General features: G+C 66.0%; 12 protein-coding genes. 1 reads left to right on the top strand and 11 read right to left on the bottom strand.

Features of this window, described 5'->3' with window-relative positions; all coding sequences use genetic code 11:
- Positions 1–790: 790 nt before the first annotated feature.
- Positions 791–3187: a Helicase associated domain protein gene (locus ACICHK_RS43730; protein WP_406841901.1), complete on the top strand. Its 2397-nt coding sequence runs from the start codon at positions 791–793 to the stop codon at positions 3185–3187.
- A 515-nt stretch (positions 3188–3702) separates the two neighbouring features.
- On the opposite strand, the gene ACICHK_RS43725 is transcribed toward ACICHK_RS43730, so the two are convergent.
- The 11 genes from ACICHK_RS43725 to ACICHK_RS43675 form a co-directional block, all read right to left on the bottom strand.
- On the bottom strand, positions 3703–4224 hold the full coding sequence (locus tag ACICHK_RS43725) for a DUF4259 domain-containing protein (protein ID WP_406841900.1): 522 nt from the start codon (positions 4222–4224) through the stop codon (positions 3703–3705).
- Positions 4225–4230: 6 nt separating this feature from the next.
- Positions 4231–11406 (bottom strand): RHS repeat-associated core domain-containing protein, encoded by a 7176-nt coding sequence (locus ACICHK_RS43720; protein ID WP_406841899.1) that lies wholly within the window; start codon positions 11404–11406, stop codon positions 4231–4233.
- 390 nt (positions 11407–11796) lie between these two features.
- Positions 11797–12213: a hypothetical protein gene (locus tag ACICHK_RS43715; RefSeq protein WP_406841898.1), complete on the bottom strand. Its 417-nt coding sequence runs from the start codon at positions 12211–12213 to the stop codon at positions 11797–11799.
- 4 nt (positions 12214–12217) lie between these two features.
- Positions 12218–12424 carry a transposase gene (locus ACICHK_RS43710; RefSeq protein ID WP_406841897.1) on the bottom strand — a complete coding sequence of 69 codons (207 nt, stop codon included), beginning with the start codon at positions 12422–12424 and terminating at the stop codon, positions 12218–12220.
- Between the two features lie 815 nt (positions 12425–13239).
- Complete coding sequence (locus tag ACICHK_RS43705; protein ID WP_406841896.1) at positions 13240–13818, bottom strand: DUF4352 domain-containing protein; 579 nt, start codon at positions 13816–13818, stop codon at positions 13240–13242.
- Between the two features lie 160 nt (positions 13819–13978).
- Complete coding sequence (locus tag ACICHK_RS43700; protein ID WP_406841895.1) at positions 13979–14356, bottom strand: hypothetical protein; 378 nt, start codon at positions 14354–14356, stop codon at positions 13979–13981.
- A 349-nt stretch (positions 14357–14705) separates the two neighbouring features.
- Positions 14706–15281, bottom strand: a complete 576-nt coding sequence (locus ACICHK_RS43695) for a hypothetical protein (RefSeq protein WP_406841894.1) — start codon at positions 15279–15281, stop codon at positions 14706–14708.
- Positions 15282–15320: 39 nt separating this feature from the next.
- A complete protein-coding gene (locus tag ACICHK_RS43690) occupies positions 15321–15929 on the bottom strand; it encodes a hypothetical protein (RefSeq protein ID WP_406841893.1) in 609 nt (202 codons plus the stop codon).
- 76 nt (positions 15930–16005) lie between these two features.
- A complete protein-coding gene (locus ACICHK_RS43685) occupies positions 16006–16257 on the bottom strand; it encodes a hypothetical protein (RefSeq protein ID WP_406841892.1) in 252 nt (83 codons plus the stop codon).
- A gap of 456 nt (positions 16258–16713) precedes the next feature.
- Positions 16714–17010 (bottom strand): hypothetical protein, encoded by a 297-nt coding sequence (locus tag ACICHK_RS43680; protein ID WP_406841891.1) that lies wholly within the window; start codon positions 17008–17010, stop codon positions 16714–16716.
- A gap of 614 nt (positions 17011–17624) precedes the next feature.
- Entirely contained in the window at positions 17625–17969 is a 345-nt protein-coding gene (locus ACICHK_RS43675; protein ID WP_406841890.1) for a hypothetical protein, read from the bottom strand.
- Positions 17970–18051 lie beyond the last annotated feature (82 nt).

Genomic DNA, 18051 nt, shown 5'->3' with positions numbered 1-18051 from the left:
GCGCGCTACATAGAGCGCGAATTGCGCAAGCGCAATTAAATTCCCGCGCAAGCGCGGGAATGGAATTCCGCGAGCGGAATTCGGAGAAGGGAAATTCGCGCAAGCGCGAATTGAGGCACCCGCGCAAGCGCGGGTGCGGGGCGTCCGCTGCGCTCCCGCCCCACCGGCTTCGCCGGGCTGGCGAGTGATTGGGGGTGTGGCGGCAGAGTTGACCCTGCATCAGTCCTGTTTGCGTCTCGCGGCCCGATTGGCGGCCAGCAGTGAGCTGAACAGGAGGGTCAGGCCGGCCGCCGTCACGATGCGGACCGCGCTGGCGCTGTTGACTACCTGCCACACCAGCAAAGTGACACTCCAGCAGAGCAGGGGCCAGAAGACCCATGGTGTCCACCGGTTGCCTGGCATGGCCCATGATGGCGGCGTACGCGGACTGGAGTGCTGCCTCATACGGTCTCTCCCTCCTGTCTCCTGTCTATCGGCTGCCCTCGACTGCCGCCTTGCAACATCCGGACCAGGTAATGAAGTTGGGTGTTTCCCTGAGGAGACGGAGATGGGGCATCTGGCCAAGATCACTCGTCCTTCACCGTGACCTCGAGTGAATCGAGTGGTCCGGGGTGATGCCCCGGCGTGCCGTCCCGAGGTCATGCGCGGGCTGGTAAAGATGCTGCATCATAGAGATGTGCTGTGTAGAATTTGGAGTCATGCATCACACCCCCGGGCCAGTAGCCATCACGTGGGGAGTCCTTTCATGATTAGCACGCTGCATTCTCCGGAAAAAAAGGGGGATCGATAAATGCCTGTGAAGCTACGTGACCATCAGATCGAGGCCGTGAGTTGCATCGTGCGCGGTCTCGATGTTCCGCCGGGCGGCATTCCGGCCGATGGCCTGCGTGGCCAGGTGCACGCCGCGTGCGGAACAGGAAAGACCATCATCGCGGCGGCATCGGCGAAATGCCTCGTGCCCAAGGGGCGTGTTCTGGTGCTGGTGCCGACGCTGGACCTTCTGACCCAGACCGTTAAGGCGTGGCGCGGGGTTGGGCATGGGGGGCCGGCGGTTGCGGTGTGCTCGCTGCAGGACGACCCGGAGCTGTGGAGCCTTCGAGTGCGCTCCACGACGAACCCGATCCAGCTGGCGCTGTGGCACGGTTCGGGGCCGGTGACCGTCTTCGGGACGTACGCCTCGCTGGGAGTCCTGGCGGAGGCGTTCGAGGGCGCCTACGGGCAGCAGCTGGCCCCGATGGACCTCACGGTCGTGGATGAGGCGCACCGGACGTCGGGGTCGATGGGCAAGGCGTGGGCCGACGTCCACGACCAGGGCGTCATCCCCTCGCGTCGGCGGTTGTATCTGACGGCGACGCCGCGGATCTGGGAGGAACGGCTGAACCGCGAGGTCGCCGAGGGGGTGCGGGACCCGCTGCCGCGCGAGATGGCGGCTTCCATGGACGACGAGGCCGTGTTCGGGCCGGTGCTCTACAAGCTCTCGCTGGCGTCGGCCGTGTCGCGTGGGCTGCTGGCGCGGTATCAGATCATCGTGCTGGAGCTGAAGGACCCCATCGTCACCCCGGAGCGGCTGATGGGCGAGGAGCGGGGTTCGGAAGAGGTGCGCGGGCAGCGTCTCGGGGCGCTGCAGGCCGCGCTCCTGCACACCATGGCGCAGCATGATCTGTCGACCTGCATCACCTTCCACCACCGGACCATAGAGGCCCAGGCGTACGCGGAGGGCCTGGAGGCGGTGGCGGCCAAGCTGCACGCCGACCAGCCCGAGAAGCACCCGTCGAAGGTGTGGGCCAACTGGCTGTGCGGGGAGCATGCCCCCGAGCACCGGCGGACGGTGCTGGGCGGCTTCGAGACCACCGCGCGGCGGGCCGTGCTCTCGAACTGTCGGGTCCTGGGCGAGGGGGTGGACATCCGCGCGGTGGACAGCGTGGCCCTGCTCGACCCCAAGGGTGCACCCCACGACATCGTCCAGGCCATCGGCCGCGCACTGCGGCAAAAACCGGGGCAAGGCAAGCTCGCCTCTTTGATCGTGCCCGTCTTTCTCCAGCCCGGGGAAAAGCCCGAGGACATGTTCACCTCGGGATCGTACCGGCCCTTGGTGAAGGTATTGGAGGGTCTGCGGGCTCACGATGAGGAGGCCGTGGAATTGCTCGCGATTCCTCAGGAGCCTCAGAAGGACGTCGCGCAGCCGTCCGTGAGAATCGGTGTGGCACCCGATGAAGGCGAGGAAGAAAGCCGCCTGCTGCTTCGATTTTCCGCACCCAGAGACCCGGTGATGGTCGCCAACTGGGTTTCCTTCAACGTGATCGACACCGAACGCCAGGACTGGGCCCGCGGCTGGGCGAAGCTCAAGGCGTACGTCGAACGGGTCGGGAACGCGAGAGTGCCCTACGGCCACCGCGAGGGAGCAACACCCCTTGGGCAGTGGGTCGCGGAGCAGCGACGGGCGTACGGAGCGGGGCAGATGAGCGGCCTGCGCGCCCGCAGGCTGGAACAGCTGGGCATGGTCTGGTCGCCTGCGGACGAGCGGTTCCAGGAGAACCTGGAAGCCGCCAAGGCCTACCACGAACAGCACTGGACCCTCTGTGCTCCAAGGTCCGCCGTGGCCATGGACAAGCCGGTAGGACAGTGGTTGAGCAACCTGCGCCGCCCCGGTGCCCTGGACGGCCACCCCGAGTGGAAGACCGCGCTTGAGGAGATCGACCCGGACTGGAATCCCTCGTGGCCGGCCGACTGGCAACGCCACTGGGCCGCACTCCGCGAACTCCTCGCCGACGAAGAAGACCAGGCCCGCGGAGTGGAGGTTCTGCCCGGGTTCACGATCCACGGCATGGACATCGGCAAATGGCTCGCCCGACAGCAGACGCCCAAGGTCTGGGAGGCGCTGACCGACGGGCAGCGCGAGCGCCTGGAAGGCATCGGCATCGTCCCCCCAGCCCCGGAACCGGAGAAGCCCGCGAAGCCGTCCATGGCGCCCGTGAGCACCTTCGAGCGCGGTGTTGCGGCCCTGGCGCAGTACAAGACCCGCACCGGTTCCCTGACCGTACCCAGAGGCCATGTAGAGGCGTTGCCGGACGGGACGGAGGTAAAGCTCGGAGTGTTCCTGTCCAACGCCAAGAGCCGTCGGGCCAAGCTGACCGCCGACAAACTCGCCGCGCTCGCCGAACTCGGACTCGACTGGGCAACGAGCTGACTTCGCGGACGGCCCCCGGGCGCTGCGTGCGCCCCGGGGCGCATTGCGCGACCCGGGGCCGGGCCCTGTCCCGGGCCTGCGGCATCGCGCTGGAGTGCGTGCAGGACCTGGCATCTCGGGGCCTTTCCCAGAGCCAGTGCTGAAATGCCCCCGCTCCAGTGATCAGAAGTTGAAAGAGGCGTCGACCTCGTCGTGATCAAGGAACTCTTCGACTACGCCCACATTGGTGTCACCGTCGGCGTCTACATCCGACTCCGCTTCCACGCCAAGCCATCGATACCCTCAGCAACGCACTCAGCCCCACGGGTAACGACCCCGACACCCCACCCGCCATAGCCATCGTCCGCTGACGTTGCCGTCAAACGACCCGAGGGTCCCCTCCGCGCAGAAGCGCGGAGGGGACCCTCGCATTTGCCTGGCTACCGAATTCTCCATGATCAGATGACGTGACGAAGTCACGACTCACGCCTTCATGACCCTTCATTCGGTCATTTTAGATAGCTACCTTGAAGGCATCACCAAAGACCTTCCTGGATGGATTCACCCTCATGCGCAGCTCGCCTAACCCCCCGTTGCCCTTGCTCTTGCCCTTCGGGGTCTGGAGCAGAGAAGGAAGTCTCTGCAGTACTCTCTCTGTCAAGCACCGCCTTCAGCCTTCGGAGCATTGCAAGCCATTCAACGCCTTCCTCCTCTACGCTCCAGTCGTCCCGCAAGTCATTGCTTGTGGCGAGTAGGCGAGAAATCGCTTCGAGCGCCAGGGGTATCAACCCCTTCGGAATCTGCGGAATTTCACCATTCGGTCCCCACGTCGCAGATTGAAATTCATCGCCGCCCTCAACCTCTCGGACTGTCAACGCAGCAGCAGCGATTGCCAGTTCTGCTCTACCGCCATCGATATGCTGGCTTCCGTCGCCTGCCACCGAGGCGAGAGCCTCTTGGATCACCTGAATCCGCCTAGGCAGCGGAGTGGCATCCAAATCGCCAGCAAAGTCAGCGGCGCCATCGTTATCGAATGGCCCGTATCCCCATTTTCCCATATCACCCTACTCGAACGGTAGCTCAGGCTGAGTAGCCTGCCGCTTGTTATAGAGGTTTCGACCATACCCCTCAATGCCGCTGCTGAGCTGAAAGCCCATTTTTTCGAACTGAACCTTCATGATGTGCTCTCGGATTCTGAGAGCCGTGTCGTCTCCGCACACATGGATGCAAATGACAGGCCCATCCTTGTCTCGCCTACCCAGGTCTGCATGCTTGTTCAGTCGAACGTTAAAGTTGTTGGTCTTACCGATATACACGTGGCCAGGCTTCGATTTATCGTCGAATACGTAGACGCCTTGATTTTTGTTGCAATTGTGAACGAGTACCGGCGTAGCCCCCGCCAGGACATAATACGTGTGCAGGTCACTGACGGTCAGGTCGTACATGTCAGCTCGACCTGCACGGGGTATCACCGCAATGATGACAACCTGGCTGTTGTCTGCAGATTTTACGACGTGGCCCGCTATCAGCAGACCTGCTGGCTCCCAGGCCTTCGCCGTGTCGTCCCAGATTCGGTGACGAGATGTTGCATGCAGGGTCTGCAGATGTCCGTGGTGGTCTCGGACTTCCACATCGACAAGGTCGTCATCGTGGTTTATGTGGGTGGCCGTCACCTCCCTGGTGCCGCGATGACGCCCGGTGTCCGGATCCGCTACTTCGACTTGGTCTCCGGGTTCGACCTTGCTGATGGGTTTACTCTTGCCGTCCTCCAGAAGCACCAGCGTGGAGGGACTGAAACTGCATCCACCCCTTTCAACAGCCCTGCTGAACGCGGAATGCATTTCCTGGGCTGCTGTCCCCATTCCCATCGAGAGGGCGATGGGGAACGTTTCTGCAGCGTCTTTCATCGAGTCGTAGGCGCCTTGATCGACGCCGCAGCGCTGGGCGTTTTCGATGCAGTAGGTAGCGGCAATCTTCCTCGCCTTGGCGAGATCGCCGGTTTCCTTGTATACCCTAAACGCCTCGCTGCATGCTGCCCGGCCCCAGCACGCTAGGGCTGTTCTGTCTCCGTCCCCTATAGGGGCATCCCAGTAGCCTGCGCCGTTTCTGGTTTGCCCATAGTTAACCCAGGCTTGCACAAGGCGTTCTTGGGCTTCAGGGCTTTGATCCTGCGGCAGAAGGGCCGTTAGGACGCCGCCAATTCCTCCTCCAGAGTTGTTGCCTCCTGCGGAGTTGCTGTTGCCGCCAGCATCGAACGTTGGGCTCGCGTTGCTGTCAGCGATCTCCCGGCTCTCCTCGGGGGTGTAGTCATTGCCTCCTGGGTCGTACTGCTTGGTCAGTCCTGTGGGGTCGGAGTAGTTGATGGGGTCGTTTCCGCTGTAGCTGTAGGCGGAGAGGTTTTGTGGGTCGTAGGGGATGCTCAGGGGGTCTGGGCTGAGGAAGCGGCCCAGGTTCGGGTCGTAGGCGCGGGCGCCGAGGAGGGAGAGGCCGGTGCTGGTGTCTTCGGTCTTGCCCAGGAAACCGTTGCTGGTGCCGGCGGGGAGGCTGCCGCTGCGTTCGTCGCCGAAGGGGGTGTAGCGGCGGCGGGTTGCGGTGCCTGTGGCGGCGTCGACGGTGAGCTGGGTGGAGGCCTGGTTGTCGGCCATCAGGTAGGTGACTTTGCCACCGGGGGTGGTGTTGTCGGTAGTGGTGCGCATGGCGACAGCGGCTCCGCCGCTGGTGTAGTACCGGGTGGCGCTGATCTTGTTGTTGGCGTTGCGCAGTTCCATGCCGCCGATGTAGGCGACGGTTTCCGTGGGGGTGGTGCGGACGGCGAGGTTGCCGTCGGCGTCGTAGACGTAGCGGGTCAGGTCGCTGCCGCCCGTTTTGGTGGTCTTGACGGTGGAGAGCTGGCCCAGTTTGGTCCAGGTGTAGTCGGTGGTGGCGCCTGGTTCGATGCGTTGTTGCATCGTGCCGTCGTAGTTGTATTTGAAGGTGTCGGTGCTGGTGGTGCTGCCGCCGACGATGTGGTTGATCTTGCGGACGCCGTGCGGCTGGTCAGCGTTGGCGGTGGTCCAGGTGCCGGTGTCGTCGTATCCCGGGTACAGGTAGTCCCGGATGGTCTTGCTGCTCGTCTGGCCGGTGTCGGTGACGGACTGAAGGTTGCCGAGGCTGTCGTAGGAGTACGAGGTCTGGTACGGGGAGGTGCCGGCGAAGTCCGAGGCCGTCGTTCCCGCGCAGGTGCCGGCGTGGGTGTAGGCCAGGGTGAGGCGGGCTTGGTTGTCGTAGGTGAAGCACTGCGACTGGGAGCTTTGCCCGCCGGAGTTCTCGCTCAGCTGAGTGATGTTGCCGGCGAGGTCGTAGCTGTAGGTGTCCTTCTGGCTCTCGATGACGAGCTGGTTGGCGGTGGTGGTGGTGGAGATGCCCTGCAGCCAGCGGGTGCCGGTGTCGTCCTGGTAGCTGTACGAGCGCTGGGCGGTGACAGCGTCACCGGAACCCGAGGTGGCCGGTTTGCCGTAGAAGCGGTCGGTCAGGCGGCTGTACGCGTCGTAGACCGTGGAGCTGACGTAGGTCTGCAGGCCGGAGGCGACGCTGTCGGCCTGTCCGAAGTCGTTGTATCCGGTGGTGACGGTCTCCTCGGGCAGGCCGGTCGGGCCGCCCGCTGCCGGGTACTTCACCGTGGTGACGTGGTCAGCGGCGTCGTAGGTGAATTCTGTTTTATAGTCGCCGGCCAGGCCGGTGACGTTGGCCGGAATGGTGACGGTTACGTCCTTGGGGCGGCCGCGGCTGTCGAAGCTGCCGATCTTGGTGGTGTAGCTGTTGCCGCTGGTGTCGCGGCTGACGGACGAGGTGATCTGGCCCTTGCCGCCGGGAATGCTCGGGTCGTCCCAGTTCCATGCGGCCAGTTCATCGGCCCCACTGATCACGGACGTCTTGCGGCCCAGGTTGTCGTAGGCGTAGGAGAGAACGGTCTTTGCGGAGCCGGTGGCCGGGTCGAAGTTGCTGCTGACCTTGCTGACCTGACCGTTCTCGTCGTACTCGGTCTTGGACAAGCCGGCGTCCGGATCGTCGATGGTGAGGCGCTGGCCAGCCCAGTTGTAGGTGTAGACGGTGTTGTTGCCGCGCCAGTCGCTGATCTGCTTGAGCTGGCCGGTGTCCGTGTAGGTGTACTGCGTGGTGAAGGTCGAGCTGTCTTTGTGTTCGACGACCTTCGAGGTGTTCCCGTACACGTCGGTGTAGGTGTCCGTGGCGCCGTACACCGCCGGGGTGACAGTGGTGTAGTCGCCGTGGTAGACGGCCGAGCTCGATCCGTACGCCGAGGTGGTGGCCGTGGTGCCGTTGCCCACCAGGATGTGGGTGGAGGTGGTCCGCCCGGCCCAATCGAGGGTGAGGTCGGTGTAGGAAGGCAGGTCCTTCACCTCGGGGCTGGCCGGCCCGTTGATGCCCATGACACCGGGGTTGCGGAAGACCGCGGACGTGCCGGTGACATTGCCTGCCGTGTCGTAGCGGGTGACGGCGACCTGCCGGTAGAAGCCCAGGCTGTGAGGAAGCGGTGCCTGGGTCTCCCGGGTACGGCCCAGCGCGTCGGTGTAGGTGTGCGTGGACAGGTAGGTGCTTCCGGACTGGAGGGTCTGGGTGCCCACGCCGGGATAGCCGTCGACGGAGTCCGGCACGCCGCCGATGGTGGAGGCGGGGATGCTGTAGCTGAACTTCAGCGAGGGTGAGCTGCCGGTCTCGGTGGGCTTCCACACCTCGGTGGTGCGTCCCGCGGCGTCCAGCGTGACCGTGGTGATCTTCCCGTTGGCGTCCTCGTTCTTGTACGGCACGCCCCAGAAACGGGACAGCCAGACCGTGGAGGTCAGCGGGACGAGCGAGTTGGGCAAACCCGCGGGGTTGGGACGAGGGGTGGTGGTGGTGATGCCCCCCGTCGGCCAGTTGTCGTTCGGGGTGTAGGTGGTGGTGGTGCGGTTTTTCTTGCCGTCCTCGGTCCACACCACCCGGCCGGCGTTGTCGTAGTCGTGCTTCGTCCGCAGGAAGTCGGTTGACCCGGCGGAGGCGTAGGTACGCAGTTCGGTCGGGTTGCCGTCGACGGGGTGGTTGGCGGCAACAGAGGTGGCGTTGTCGTAGAGCGTTTCGACGAAGCCGTCCTGGTTGGCGCCCGTGGTGCCGGCTGCCTTGCGTCCGTCGCATCCGGAGCCGGCTGTGTTGTAGTGCCGGGTCTCGTCGACGACGACCATCCAGCGCTGGATGCTGCTGCCGTCGAGGAGGTCGGTGTTGTAGGAGCGGCCGAAGGTGGTGCAGCGGTTGTCCGCGACGCCCTGTTCGCCCTGGTCGTCGACGCGGGAGGGCAGGCCGTACTTGTTGGCGGCGTCCACGGTTTCGTCGAATTCGTTCTGGACGACGTGATCACGCCAGCGGGTGGAGATCTGGGTGGAGGTGGTGGTTTCGGTCTCGCGGACGAAGCGGGCGTCGGGCAGCCCGGTGTAGGTCGCGGTGGTGTGGACCCAGTACTTGTGGAAGACCCGTTCGTGCGAGTAGCCGGCGTCGTCCCGTTGCGAGGTCTCGATCGTTTTGCCCTGCAGCCAGGGCGAGTCGGTGTAGGAGACGGGAGGAGTCTGACCGTCGGTGACGCTGACCGAGCGGGTCTTGGAGGGGTCGGACTTGTCGGTGCGGTCGCCGTCCAGGCCGCGGTAGAGCCAGTGGACCGTGGAGTGCTTGACCGCGCCGGTGCCGGTGGTGACCTCCACGTTCTGGTAGCCGCGCCAGTCCGACCAGGTCTCGTCGTCGTCCTTGGTGAGGGGGTCGTTGGTGAAGCGCCAACCGGCCCCGCCCCCGTAGTCGTAGGTGGTCGTCATCTCCGGCGCGCCGTCCTGGTTGCTGGTCACCGTCGGGTCGACGGTGACCTTGGTGACCAGGAACTTCTTGAACCAGCCGGTGGTGGAGTCAGAGGCGCCCTCGGGAGTCCATTTCTGCCAGTAGCAGTCCTTGGTGTTCGACGACTGAGTGGGATAAGGGGTGGAGCTGCACGGGTTGGGTGAGCCGTAGGTGACGGTGGTGGTCGCGCCGAGGTCGCCGTGAATCGTCTCGATGCGCCGGAAGTTCAGTTTCTCGTCACCGACCTGGTTATCGAGGTCGATGCCGTTGAAGTTGATGACCGGCAGGACGATATCCGTGCCCGACCCGTACGTCTTGCGCTGCACGTAGTCCAGCCACAGCGTCTTGCCTACCGCACCATCCGGGTTGGGCAGGCCGTGCTTGGTCTGATACTGCTGCACCAGATCCCACCCATTGGCGGTGGTGTTCAGCACGTAGGTCTTGATGTCCCACAGCATGTCCTTGGAGAAGAACGTGGGGTAATACGTGTGGCCCTCGCAGTAGTAGTCGGCCGAGGTGCCATCACACATCAGATCGACCGGCACGTCCGGATACGACGAGGGACTCGAGGAGATCGACGGGCAGGCACCCGGCTCGCTGCGCAGCGGGTCGCTGTCGGACATCCGCTCCACGCAGCGGCCGACATGGGAGAGGACCACCTTGCCGGTCGGGATGGAGCCGGAGATCTGGGAGGCCCAGCCGTACTGGATCTCGTTCAGGTAACCGGCCGAGGTGTACGCGCGGGGCTTGTCGACGTTCTCGGCGACAGACCGGTAGTAGTTGGTCTCCTTGTCGTAGAAGTAGACCGACTCGACCTCGTTGGCGTCCACGACCCGGTCCAGGTTCCACCGCCAGGCCTGCGTGCACGGCTCGGGGAACTGGCTAAAACACGGCTCGCCCGGGTTGTTGCCGACCACCGGAACGGTGAAGACGGATGCGGTCGCTGCCTGGGTACGCTCGGAGCGGCCCCAGCCGAAGTAGTAGCGGTGACCGTCCTGGGAGGAGATCACCCAGTACTCATCGTCCGCGCCGTGCCCGTTGAACAGGTGCTGGACCCGCCAACCCGGATCATCCTGCACGTGATAGTCACCGGTGCCGGTGCCGTCCTGGACCAGCTGTGAAGAGACGCCGTTGAGGTTGATGACGTAGACGGCGCCGTCCGGCTCCTTGTCGGTGTTCGGCGAGTCCCAGCACAGGTCGCCGATGTCCACGCCGTCCTGGGTGCAGCCACGGTAGCGGCGCTCGATGAACCCGACGCTCAGGTCCCAGCCCATACCGACCCAGGAAGCCTGGTTGTTGGTGGCCGAGGTACGGCCGTCCACCGACTGCGAGTTGTAGCTCATCGCCAGCGCTGGCGCCGACCCCATGGCCGGCTTGGGCAGCTGCACCGGCAGGCTGTAGGTGAAGGCCCCCGATCCGGTGGCAACCTCCCAGGACCCGGTCGGCGACAGCGTCGAGGCCCGGTAGTCACCCTGATCCGAAGAGGAGCTGCTGGTGACCGCGTACACGCTGACACCCGCACCGCTGCCCAGCTGCGAGGACAGTCCGCTCTCATCCGGCTCCGCGACCACGGTCGCGGTCAGCGTGCCCTTGGCCGTGTCGTTGTCGACGGGCACGAATTCACGGCTGGTACAGCCCTCGGCGTCGGGAGTCTCCAGCGCACAAGCGGGCACCTTCACCAGCCGCAGCCGGGAGGCGAACTCACCGCCGTAGGCGTACTTGAAACCGGAGTAGTCGATGCTGACCTGCACCTGACCCGGCTCGGCCACTCCGTCGGAGCGCGTGACCTGCAAACCGAGCCCGACCCCTCCGGCCGGCGCGACGGCTTCGCGGTCCAGCACCCGCACGTCGACCTGGTCGGGAGACACCGGATCGTCAGCAGGCTCGACCGAAGCCGACGCCGAAGGTGATACCGAAGGGGAGGCGGAAGCGGAGTCGGAAGACTGCGGTTCCGCAGTCGCACTCGCCTCGGGCGCGGGTGACGCGCCCGCCGCATCCGGGCTGTCCGAAGGGCTGGAGCTCGTGGAGGGCGACGCGTCGTCCTCCGTGAGGTGTGCCGATCCCAGCTGGGAGACAGTCCCCTCCCCCTCGGGTGCGGGGGCCACCTCGACGACGTCCGCGACCTTGGTCGCATCCTGGTCCTGTGACGAAGACGCCGACGGACTCGGCGTCACCTCGCCAGGATCACCGGGCGCCGTCTGCGACAGATCCACCGTCGCCTCAGCCGCGCTCGGCCAGTCCGGCTTGGGCAGGGCCTTGCCCACCTCTTCCGCCTGCTGTGCGGGCACCGTGCCCAGCGACTGCGACGGCACGACCGGTGTCGTATCCTCCGCAGCCGCCGCCTGACCCGGCGACACCACCGACATCGTCGACAGCAAGCCGGCCATCACAGCGCCGGCTATCCCAACTGATAGGTATCTCGCGCGCCTTGCGGCCACCCGAACCCCCTCACTCGTGCCTCTTGCAGCACGTGCAAGGGCAACCCAACGAAACGACTGCCGCCCTCCGCGCACGCCAAAGAGGCCCACCAGCACGGTGGAGCCGACGCGACCTGGAATTTGATCAGTGAAGCGCGACAGTAGTTCGTGTGAATAGGGTGTGAACAGAGGAATCGATCATGGACCGCATAAAGATTCTGTGAAGTTTTCCACATGCGACAGGCTGGTCGTACAGGTCTCTGACCTGCACATTTCGCTACAGAGGCCGTCTTTCCGCGCCGCAAACAAGGCCAAGCAGGGGCACGTCGGCACCGGTAGGAGGAACCGGATGGGAACCGTTCACCTCGGGAAGGCACCAGTTCGCACGCATCGAACATCCGAGCCTCGAGCGTCCTGCCACGGCTTGAGCCCTCCGGCCGGACGGCGTTCGTGGGCGGAGGTCAGGACCTGGTCGAGGTCGGTGTCGCGGAAGCGCCGGACGGTTTTGCGGTCGAGGTGGAGACGACGGGCGCTGGCGCTGACGGTCCAGTCTGCCGCGACGAGTTTGTGCACGTCGGCGTGGCGGTGCCGGGTCCGTTCGATGATCTGCGTCCGCGGCAGTCCGTGGAGCGGGAGTTGCATCAGCGGTGGGGACTCAAATATGCAGGCGCTCTCTCCGTCGGCGCGTTTGCGCAGGCAGGCACGGTGCTGGTGACAGGTCTTCTCCATTGCGGTGGCGAGGTTCTGCAGCACGTGCCAGCGGTCGGCTACTTCCACCGCGTCAGAGACGGCTTCCCTGATTGCGCGGGTGAGGCCGTGGCTCGGTCGCGGCAGATGATCTCGGCGCCGGGTTGCTCGCGCAGCCAGGCAGCGAGGTCTCCAAAGTGCGGTCGGGCATGACGTCCATCACCCGGCCGGCCTCGACGTCGACCAGGAGGGTGCCGTAGATGCGGCCCTTGCGGAAGGCGAACTCATCGACACCAAGCACACGCGGCGATCGTTCCGGCGTTAAAGGGGTTTCCAGCAGTTCCAGCAGGCGCGTGCGTCCTGCGACAAGGTCGCATACGGCGGCACACCCGTTCGCTAGCACGGCCGCGACCTGATGGAGCCAGCCTTCAGACCGAGGCTGGAGCGGCATACCGCTCGCTCAGCCTGCTGACCTGCTCGACAAACGTCCGTCGCCGACACGTGGTCCGGTAACAGAAGAACCGCTGAAACAAGCCGTCACGAGCCCGCAGCCAATGGGGCACCCGCGCCAGGTAATCCGCAACCAGGCATGCCTCTCTCTGATCTGTGGCGCGGCAACAGCCATCGGCGGCTTGATCGTGACCTACGGGGCCGTGTGGGTCCAGGCCCGATGAAGCCTGCGATCCGCAGGAATCCTCAGGTTCAACAGCCGCAAGGCCATCAGCATGCCGCCGACACCAGGCGTGGCATCCCAGGAACTCCCGAACTGACCGATGGTGATCACGGTGGACGGTGACGGTGCCGACCTGGCCCCCCCAGTCCTCCCCTGTACGACCGCTGTACCCGGCACGCAGCCCGGCGGCGAGAGCAGCTTCGTATCTGCGAACCCTGGGTGTCGTTGAACGGTTCAGCGCGCGCAAGGGAATCCCCGCCCGATGCGCCCCGCCCAGAGGGTCCTGCTCCTGCCGGCGATAACAGGAGCAGGACCCTCACCTCTGCTGCCCCGGTCTAGAGTTCTCAACTGCAGCCCGGCCCTGTTAACGCTCTGGCGGGACCGGGCTGTCTGCCTCGTCAGCTGCTACCGCGGACCATGAGGACCCGGACTGCACCCGCCGTCTAAGCCTTGGGTACGGCCCACTCAACAGGGTCGAGACCGTCGGGTCCGTAGACGATGCGTTCGGGCTGCTTACTGCTGGGAACGGGGAAGGCGATCAGCCCAGCCGCGCATCTGCCGGGCTTGAGGAGCTTGTCCATCGGGTACTCGGGCTTGGGCATGTCGCCGCCGGACGAACCGGTCACGTCGATGCTCGTACCGTCCGCGTAGGAGAGCGACCACGGAAATTGGTCCACGTTGATGTCGACGCCACGGATGTTGCAGACCTTGACGTTGACGGTGGCCCAGATGTCGCCGCCTTGGAAGTCCTGGGGCTTTTGCGGCTGCGGCCCCTTGTACGGCTGCTGGTACTCCAGCGCCTCGACCGTGGCGTGCATGTTGTTCTCGGTGTTGTCGATGGTCTTCTTGGTGCCCATCTTGAGGGCGCCGTCGGCTGTGGCTGCGGCCTCTTCGGCCGGCCCTGCGGTGACGGTCTGCGTGACGGTGACGCGGATCGTCTCGGGCTCTCCGCTGCTGCATGCGGTTGCTGTAGCTGCGAGCAGCAGGACGGCCGTGGCCGCCGTGATCGTGCGGGTGCGCATGGACTCCCCTGGACTTCTGATCTGAACCGTCATCATGCGCAGAGAAGAGAGGGGCGCATGTCCGTGGTGTCCGTGTTGTGACATCGGATCAGGCCCATGCCGGGCCAGCCAGAAGCCCCCGCTCGAACATTACGGCCGGGCGAGGGCAACGGCGTCCGTGTCAGCCATCTGAATCACAGGGGTCCCAGGGAGACGCCAGCGGAGTGCCAGCCGCGCAGCCACCGGGGTACGCGGTCAGCCAGTCGTCTTCTTCGGTGTCAGGCACCACGGCCATCGACGGCTCCAAAGGGACAGCAGGAGTAGTCGACGGAGCCGGCCCCGTCGTCCAATGGTCGAGGTAGCCATGTTCCTTTCCGCACTGGTTCCACGGCGGTGCAAGGACCGTGCCGTCCCTGCAGACCGCGGTGTAACCATGGCTCGACTCGGGATCATCGGGGCCGACAACCAGCGTGTACGCGAAGCTGATGGCCAGCACGACGACGAACAGCACAAGACCGACAACCTTCAACGCGACGACGGCCTTGACAACAGTCTCCATGGATCATCGTCCCGTTCAGCGGATGCCGGCGTCATGCGTTCAGCGCCACACGTCGTGCGCCCGCCGGTCGATGCGGTCACTGACCGTCACGGCCCTGCCGCAACTCCGGCTTCTTCAGAACACGGCACGTCGACCAGAGCGCCTCGCCGCGAAGCTTCTGCTCCTTCCGCCAGACCGAGAAACCTCAGCCCGGGGCGTGACGGTGTCGTCCCGTCGTCGTTGAACAGCACGACTCCATACACCGGGCCCCGGGGATGTCTTCACTCCCCGGGGTCCGTGGTGTGTCCGGGCGTGGGTCAGATCTCCCCGGCCGCCGTGGTGGTGAGCCAGTCGGCGGCTTCGGCGTCGGTCATCGCTGGAATGGTGATCGTCCGTCGAGGGATTGCGCCGAGGGCGGGAGGGCCAGACCGAGGAGGGCTTTGAGGGTTTGGCGATCGAGGCCGCTGTCGAGGTGGAGGGAGCGTCGTAGAAGGTCTCCGACGTCCTTGGGGTCGAGTCCGAAGCGCACACGAGCGTCCAGGCAGATCTCGCCGAAGAGTGCGGGGGCGAGTCGGGGCTCTCGCAGGATGTACCAGTCGATGAGGTGCACGACATCGCCCCGGATGTCGCCCAGGAAGACGTCCTTGGAATGGTCGAGGTCTTCGGCGTCCCGGGCGAGTCCCCCGAGGACCGCTTCGATGATGGTGGTGCGCACGGCGTCGAGGGGGATGAAGCCGTCGGTGCCGTCGTTGATGGCGACGGCGGGCCACCAGGCCAGGTGCGCGGCCTGCTCCTCGCGCCTCGTACTGCTGCCCCGGGTGAGGAGGCGGTTCTTCTTGGATTCCTCAGCGTCCTCGAGGCTGTCGGCAATGATCTTCGTGAGACGGTTGTGGTCCTCGACCAAGCCCCGGGGCTGCTCGGTGCCGAATGCCGTCGTGGCGGACAACAGCTTCTCCGGGCCGTGGGTCCGGCGGTACTGCTCGGTTCAGTCACGGGCGACCGGTCGCGACCACCGTGGTCCCTCGGCCGTCTCGGCCTGGGGCGGGGGCAGGTCTTTGCGCCCGTGCTTCGGATGCGGCAGGTCCTCCAGCTTCAGTTCGGCGATCTGCGCCAGGCCCGCGCGGTCGACGAGACGGGCCGGGTCGAGTTCCGGTGCCTGGAGATCGACGGTGCACTGATCGATCGGCCTGGAGCCGGGCGTGCGGTGGGAGGCCCACAGGGCGAGATGCTCTCGCCAGTGCGGCAGCGGTCCCTCCGGGGCCCTGAAGTCGGCGATCTTCACAACTCGCGCGGTGTGTGACGTCGCCGGGCGGGCCAGGACGTCGATGGCCGTGACGGTGACGGCGTCCGCCACCGGCCGCGCGTCGTACCCCTCGTAGGCGCGGTCCACGACCTGCTGGGGCCGGTACCAGCAGGCCCCGTCCCACCAGTAGCCGCCATGCCGGTACAGGAACCCGTTGTTCCCATACATCCACTCGTGGTGCAGGCCGCTCATGTCTTTGTCGCGGATCAGGAGAACGGTTCGTCCATGCTCGGGGTGCTGATGGACCGCCCAGGCGTAGTCACGGTTCTTCGTCTCGGTGGTGAACGCCACCCATCCCCCACCGCGCAGTCGGTCCGTGCGCCCCCACAGCCCCTCACCCTGATTACGGCCCGTCCGCTCGATCGCGTCAGGCTTGTAGGGGCAGCCGCTCGTCGTTGATGAACGGCAGGCCGGGAACCGGGTGATCGGTGCGTAACCCGTTGGCAACCGGTTGGATCATGCTCACGAAAGTGCCTTCCTTCTGCAACTCTCGGGCCACCAGGGCGGATCGCACCCCGGCACGCCTGCTCCACCCCGCGGCATCGACCTTTGCCCTCAGCACCACCCGTATCGCCGTCGGAATGCCGCTGGTAGAGGGCCGCGCCGCCTGCTGATCCAATTCTGACGGCACCACCCGAGCGCGTCCGATGAATCACCGAACCCGCGCACGTGGACCGGAGCTATCCGGCCGCAGTGGTGGTGAGCCAGTCGGCGGCTTCAACGTCGGTCATCAGGAACACCTGAGCGGGTTGAGCGTCGCCGTCCTGGACGACGTGGCTGCCCGGGGAGCGTCGGCCTTCGGGATAGGTGCCGGCGAAGGTGCGCGAGGGGCGGGGCCCGGCCCGGGGCGTGCTGCACGCGCCGGACTAGGAAGAGGCTCCGCGGGGTGCACCGCTGCTCGATGTGGAGCACGCGTTGAACGTCGCGGAGAACCCGAGGACGCGGCTGTGCACGCTGTGCAGGTGCGCTCAGGAGCTGACGCCGATGCCGAGCGGGTTCGACCACATCACCAACTCCTGACCTGCCGTGATCGGTTCTGTGGTCGGGGCGGCCGGTGCCGTGGTCGGGCCTGTGGTCAGGGTGTGTCGCCAGCGTAGTAGAAGCGGCAGCTCACACCCGGGCCGGGCGTGCGGGGTTCACCGGGGTGCGGGTCGTACAGGGCGCGGCCGCCGGGCCACCGCGACAACTCGGTGGACAGGGCGACACCGTCGTCGACCTCCTCGGTCCGCCACCCGTGGATGTCCAGCAACAGACCGTCCAGCGGTCCGCCGACCAGTTCGGCGTAGGTCCGGTGTGGGAGCGGGCCGGGGTTGGGGTCGTCGTGTTCCGCGCCGTAGACCCGTCCGTTCAGCAGCTGCTCATCGCCGTTCATCCGATCAGCGTTGCATCCACCACCGACAACACAGGCCCGCCCCAGAACAACTTCCGGCGCAGTGGGCGGGCAGCTGCGGCGAAGGCGATCCCGCCGTCTGCCTCTTGAAGGTGACTGGGACAGGCGATGTGAGGTGCGGCGGGACGGTTTGCAGGCGGCCGCCCTGGACGCGGAGAGGCGGCCGCCTGGCCCGGCCGTAGCTACACCCTCACGGCAGACAGCCGCCCTCGCACGAGGAGCGACGTGACACCTGATCGTCCCCCAGCCGTCAGCCCGCCAGGACAGCGACTCGCCCGCAGGCAGTCGCCACCGGGCGAGAACCCACCCGTCTGCCCGAGAGAAGGGCCGGTGCATCGTGTCGTACCCGACGTCGCATCGTGGAGCGGACCGGCGTGCGGGACATCAAGCCCTGGGACCATGCGCCAATCGAGGGCCCGAAGCACTGGGGAGCCCGCTTCGGGCCCTCACCCCGTGCTACACCCGGGCGGCGCCGGCCCTCTCATCGGTGCAGGCTGGCGTTGCGGCCCGGCGCCGACTCACCCTCCGGTACCGGTCCGCCTCACCAGAGCAGGCGGGTGGGGTGAGCGTGATGGTCAAGCGTCACTGGGTGACGCTTACCGCAGCGGCCGCTCGGATCCGTCACCAGCCGCACCGACAGCCTCCCGGCGGAGCCGCCAGGCCCGGGTGCGGCACCTCGGGGAGCAGTACACCGAGTCGGTCCGTTTGCGCAGCGACACCGAGACGCCGCAGACCGGGCACAATCCCTGTGCCCACAGGTACTCGCCCCGGATCACCTGCAGGCCTTCCAGGACGGCGCGCTGGTAGATCTCTTCATGGCGCTGAACGCGCCGCCAGTGGCGGCCGCGGCACGCCGTGTCGCAGTACCGCCGGTTCGGCCCCGCGTCCCGGGGCAGCAGTTTCCCGCACTGCGCACAGCGGCGCACCGGTCTCCTCGCCACCCTATAAGGATCTCCCTCCAGGCCAGGGAGGCAAAAGGACGCCCGGCCGCGCCGCGCGTGCCGGGAGCCGCGCCGCCCGACC

This window comes from Streptomyces sp. AHU1 (assembly GCF_045343905.1).
Taxonomy (GTDB): Bacteria; Actinomycetota; Actinomycetes; order Streptomycetales; family Streptomycetaceae; genus Streptomyces; species Streptomyces triticiradicis.
This window is presented reverse-complemented; position numbering and strand designations above follow the sequence as displayed.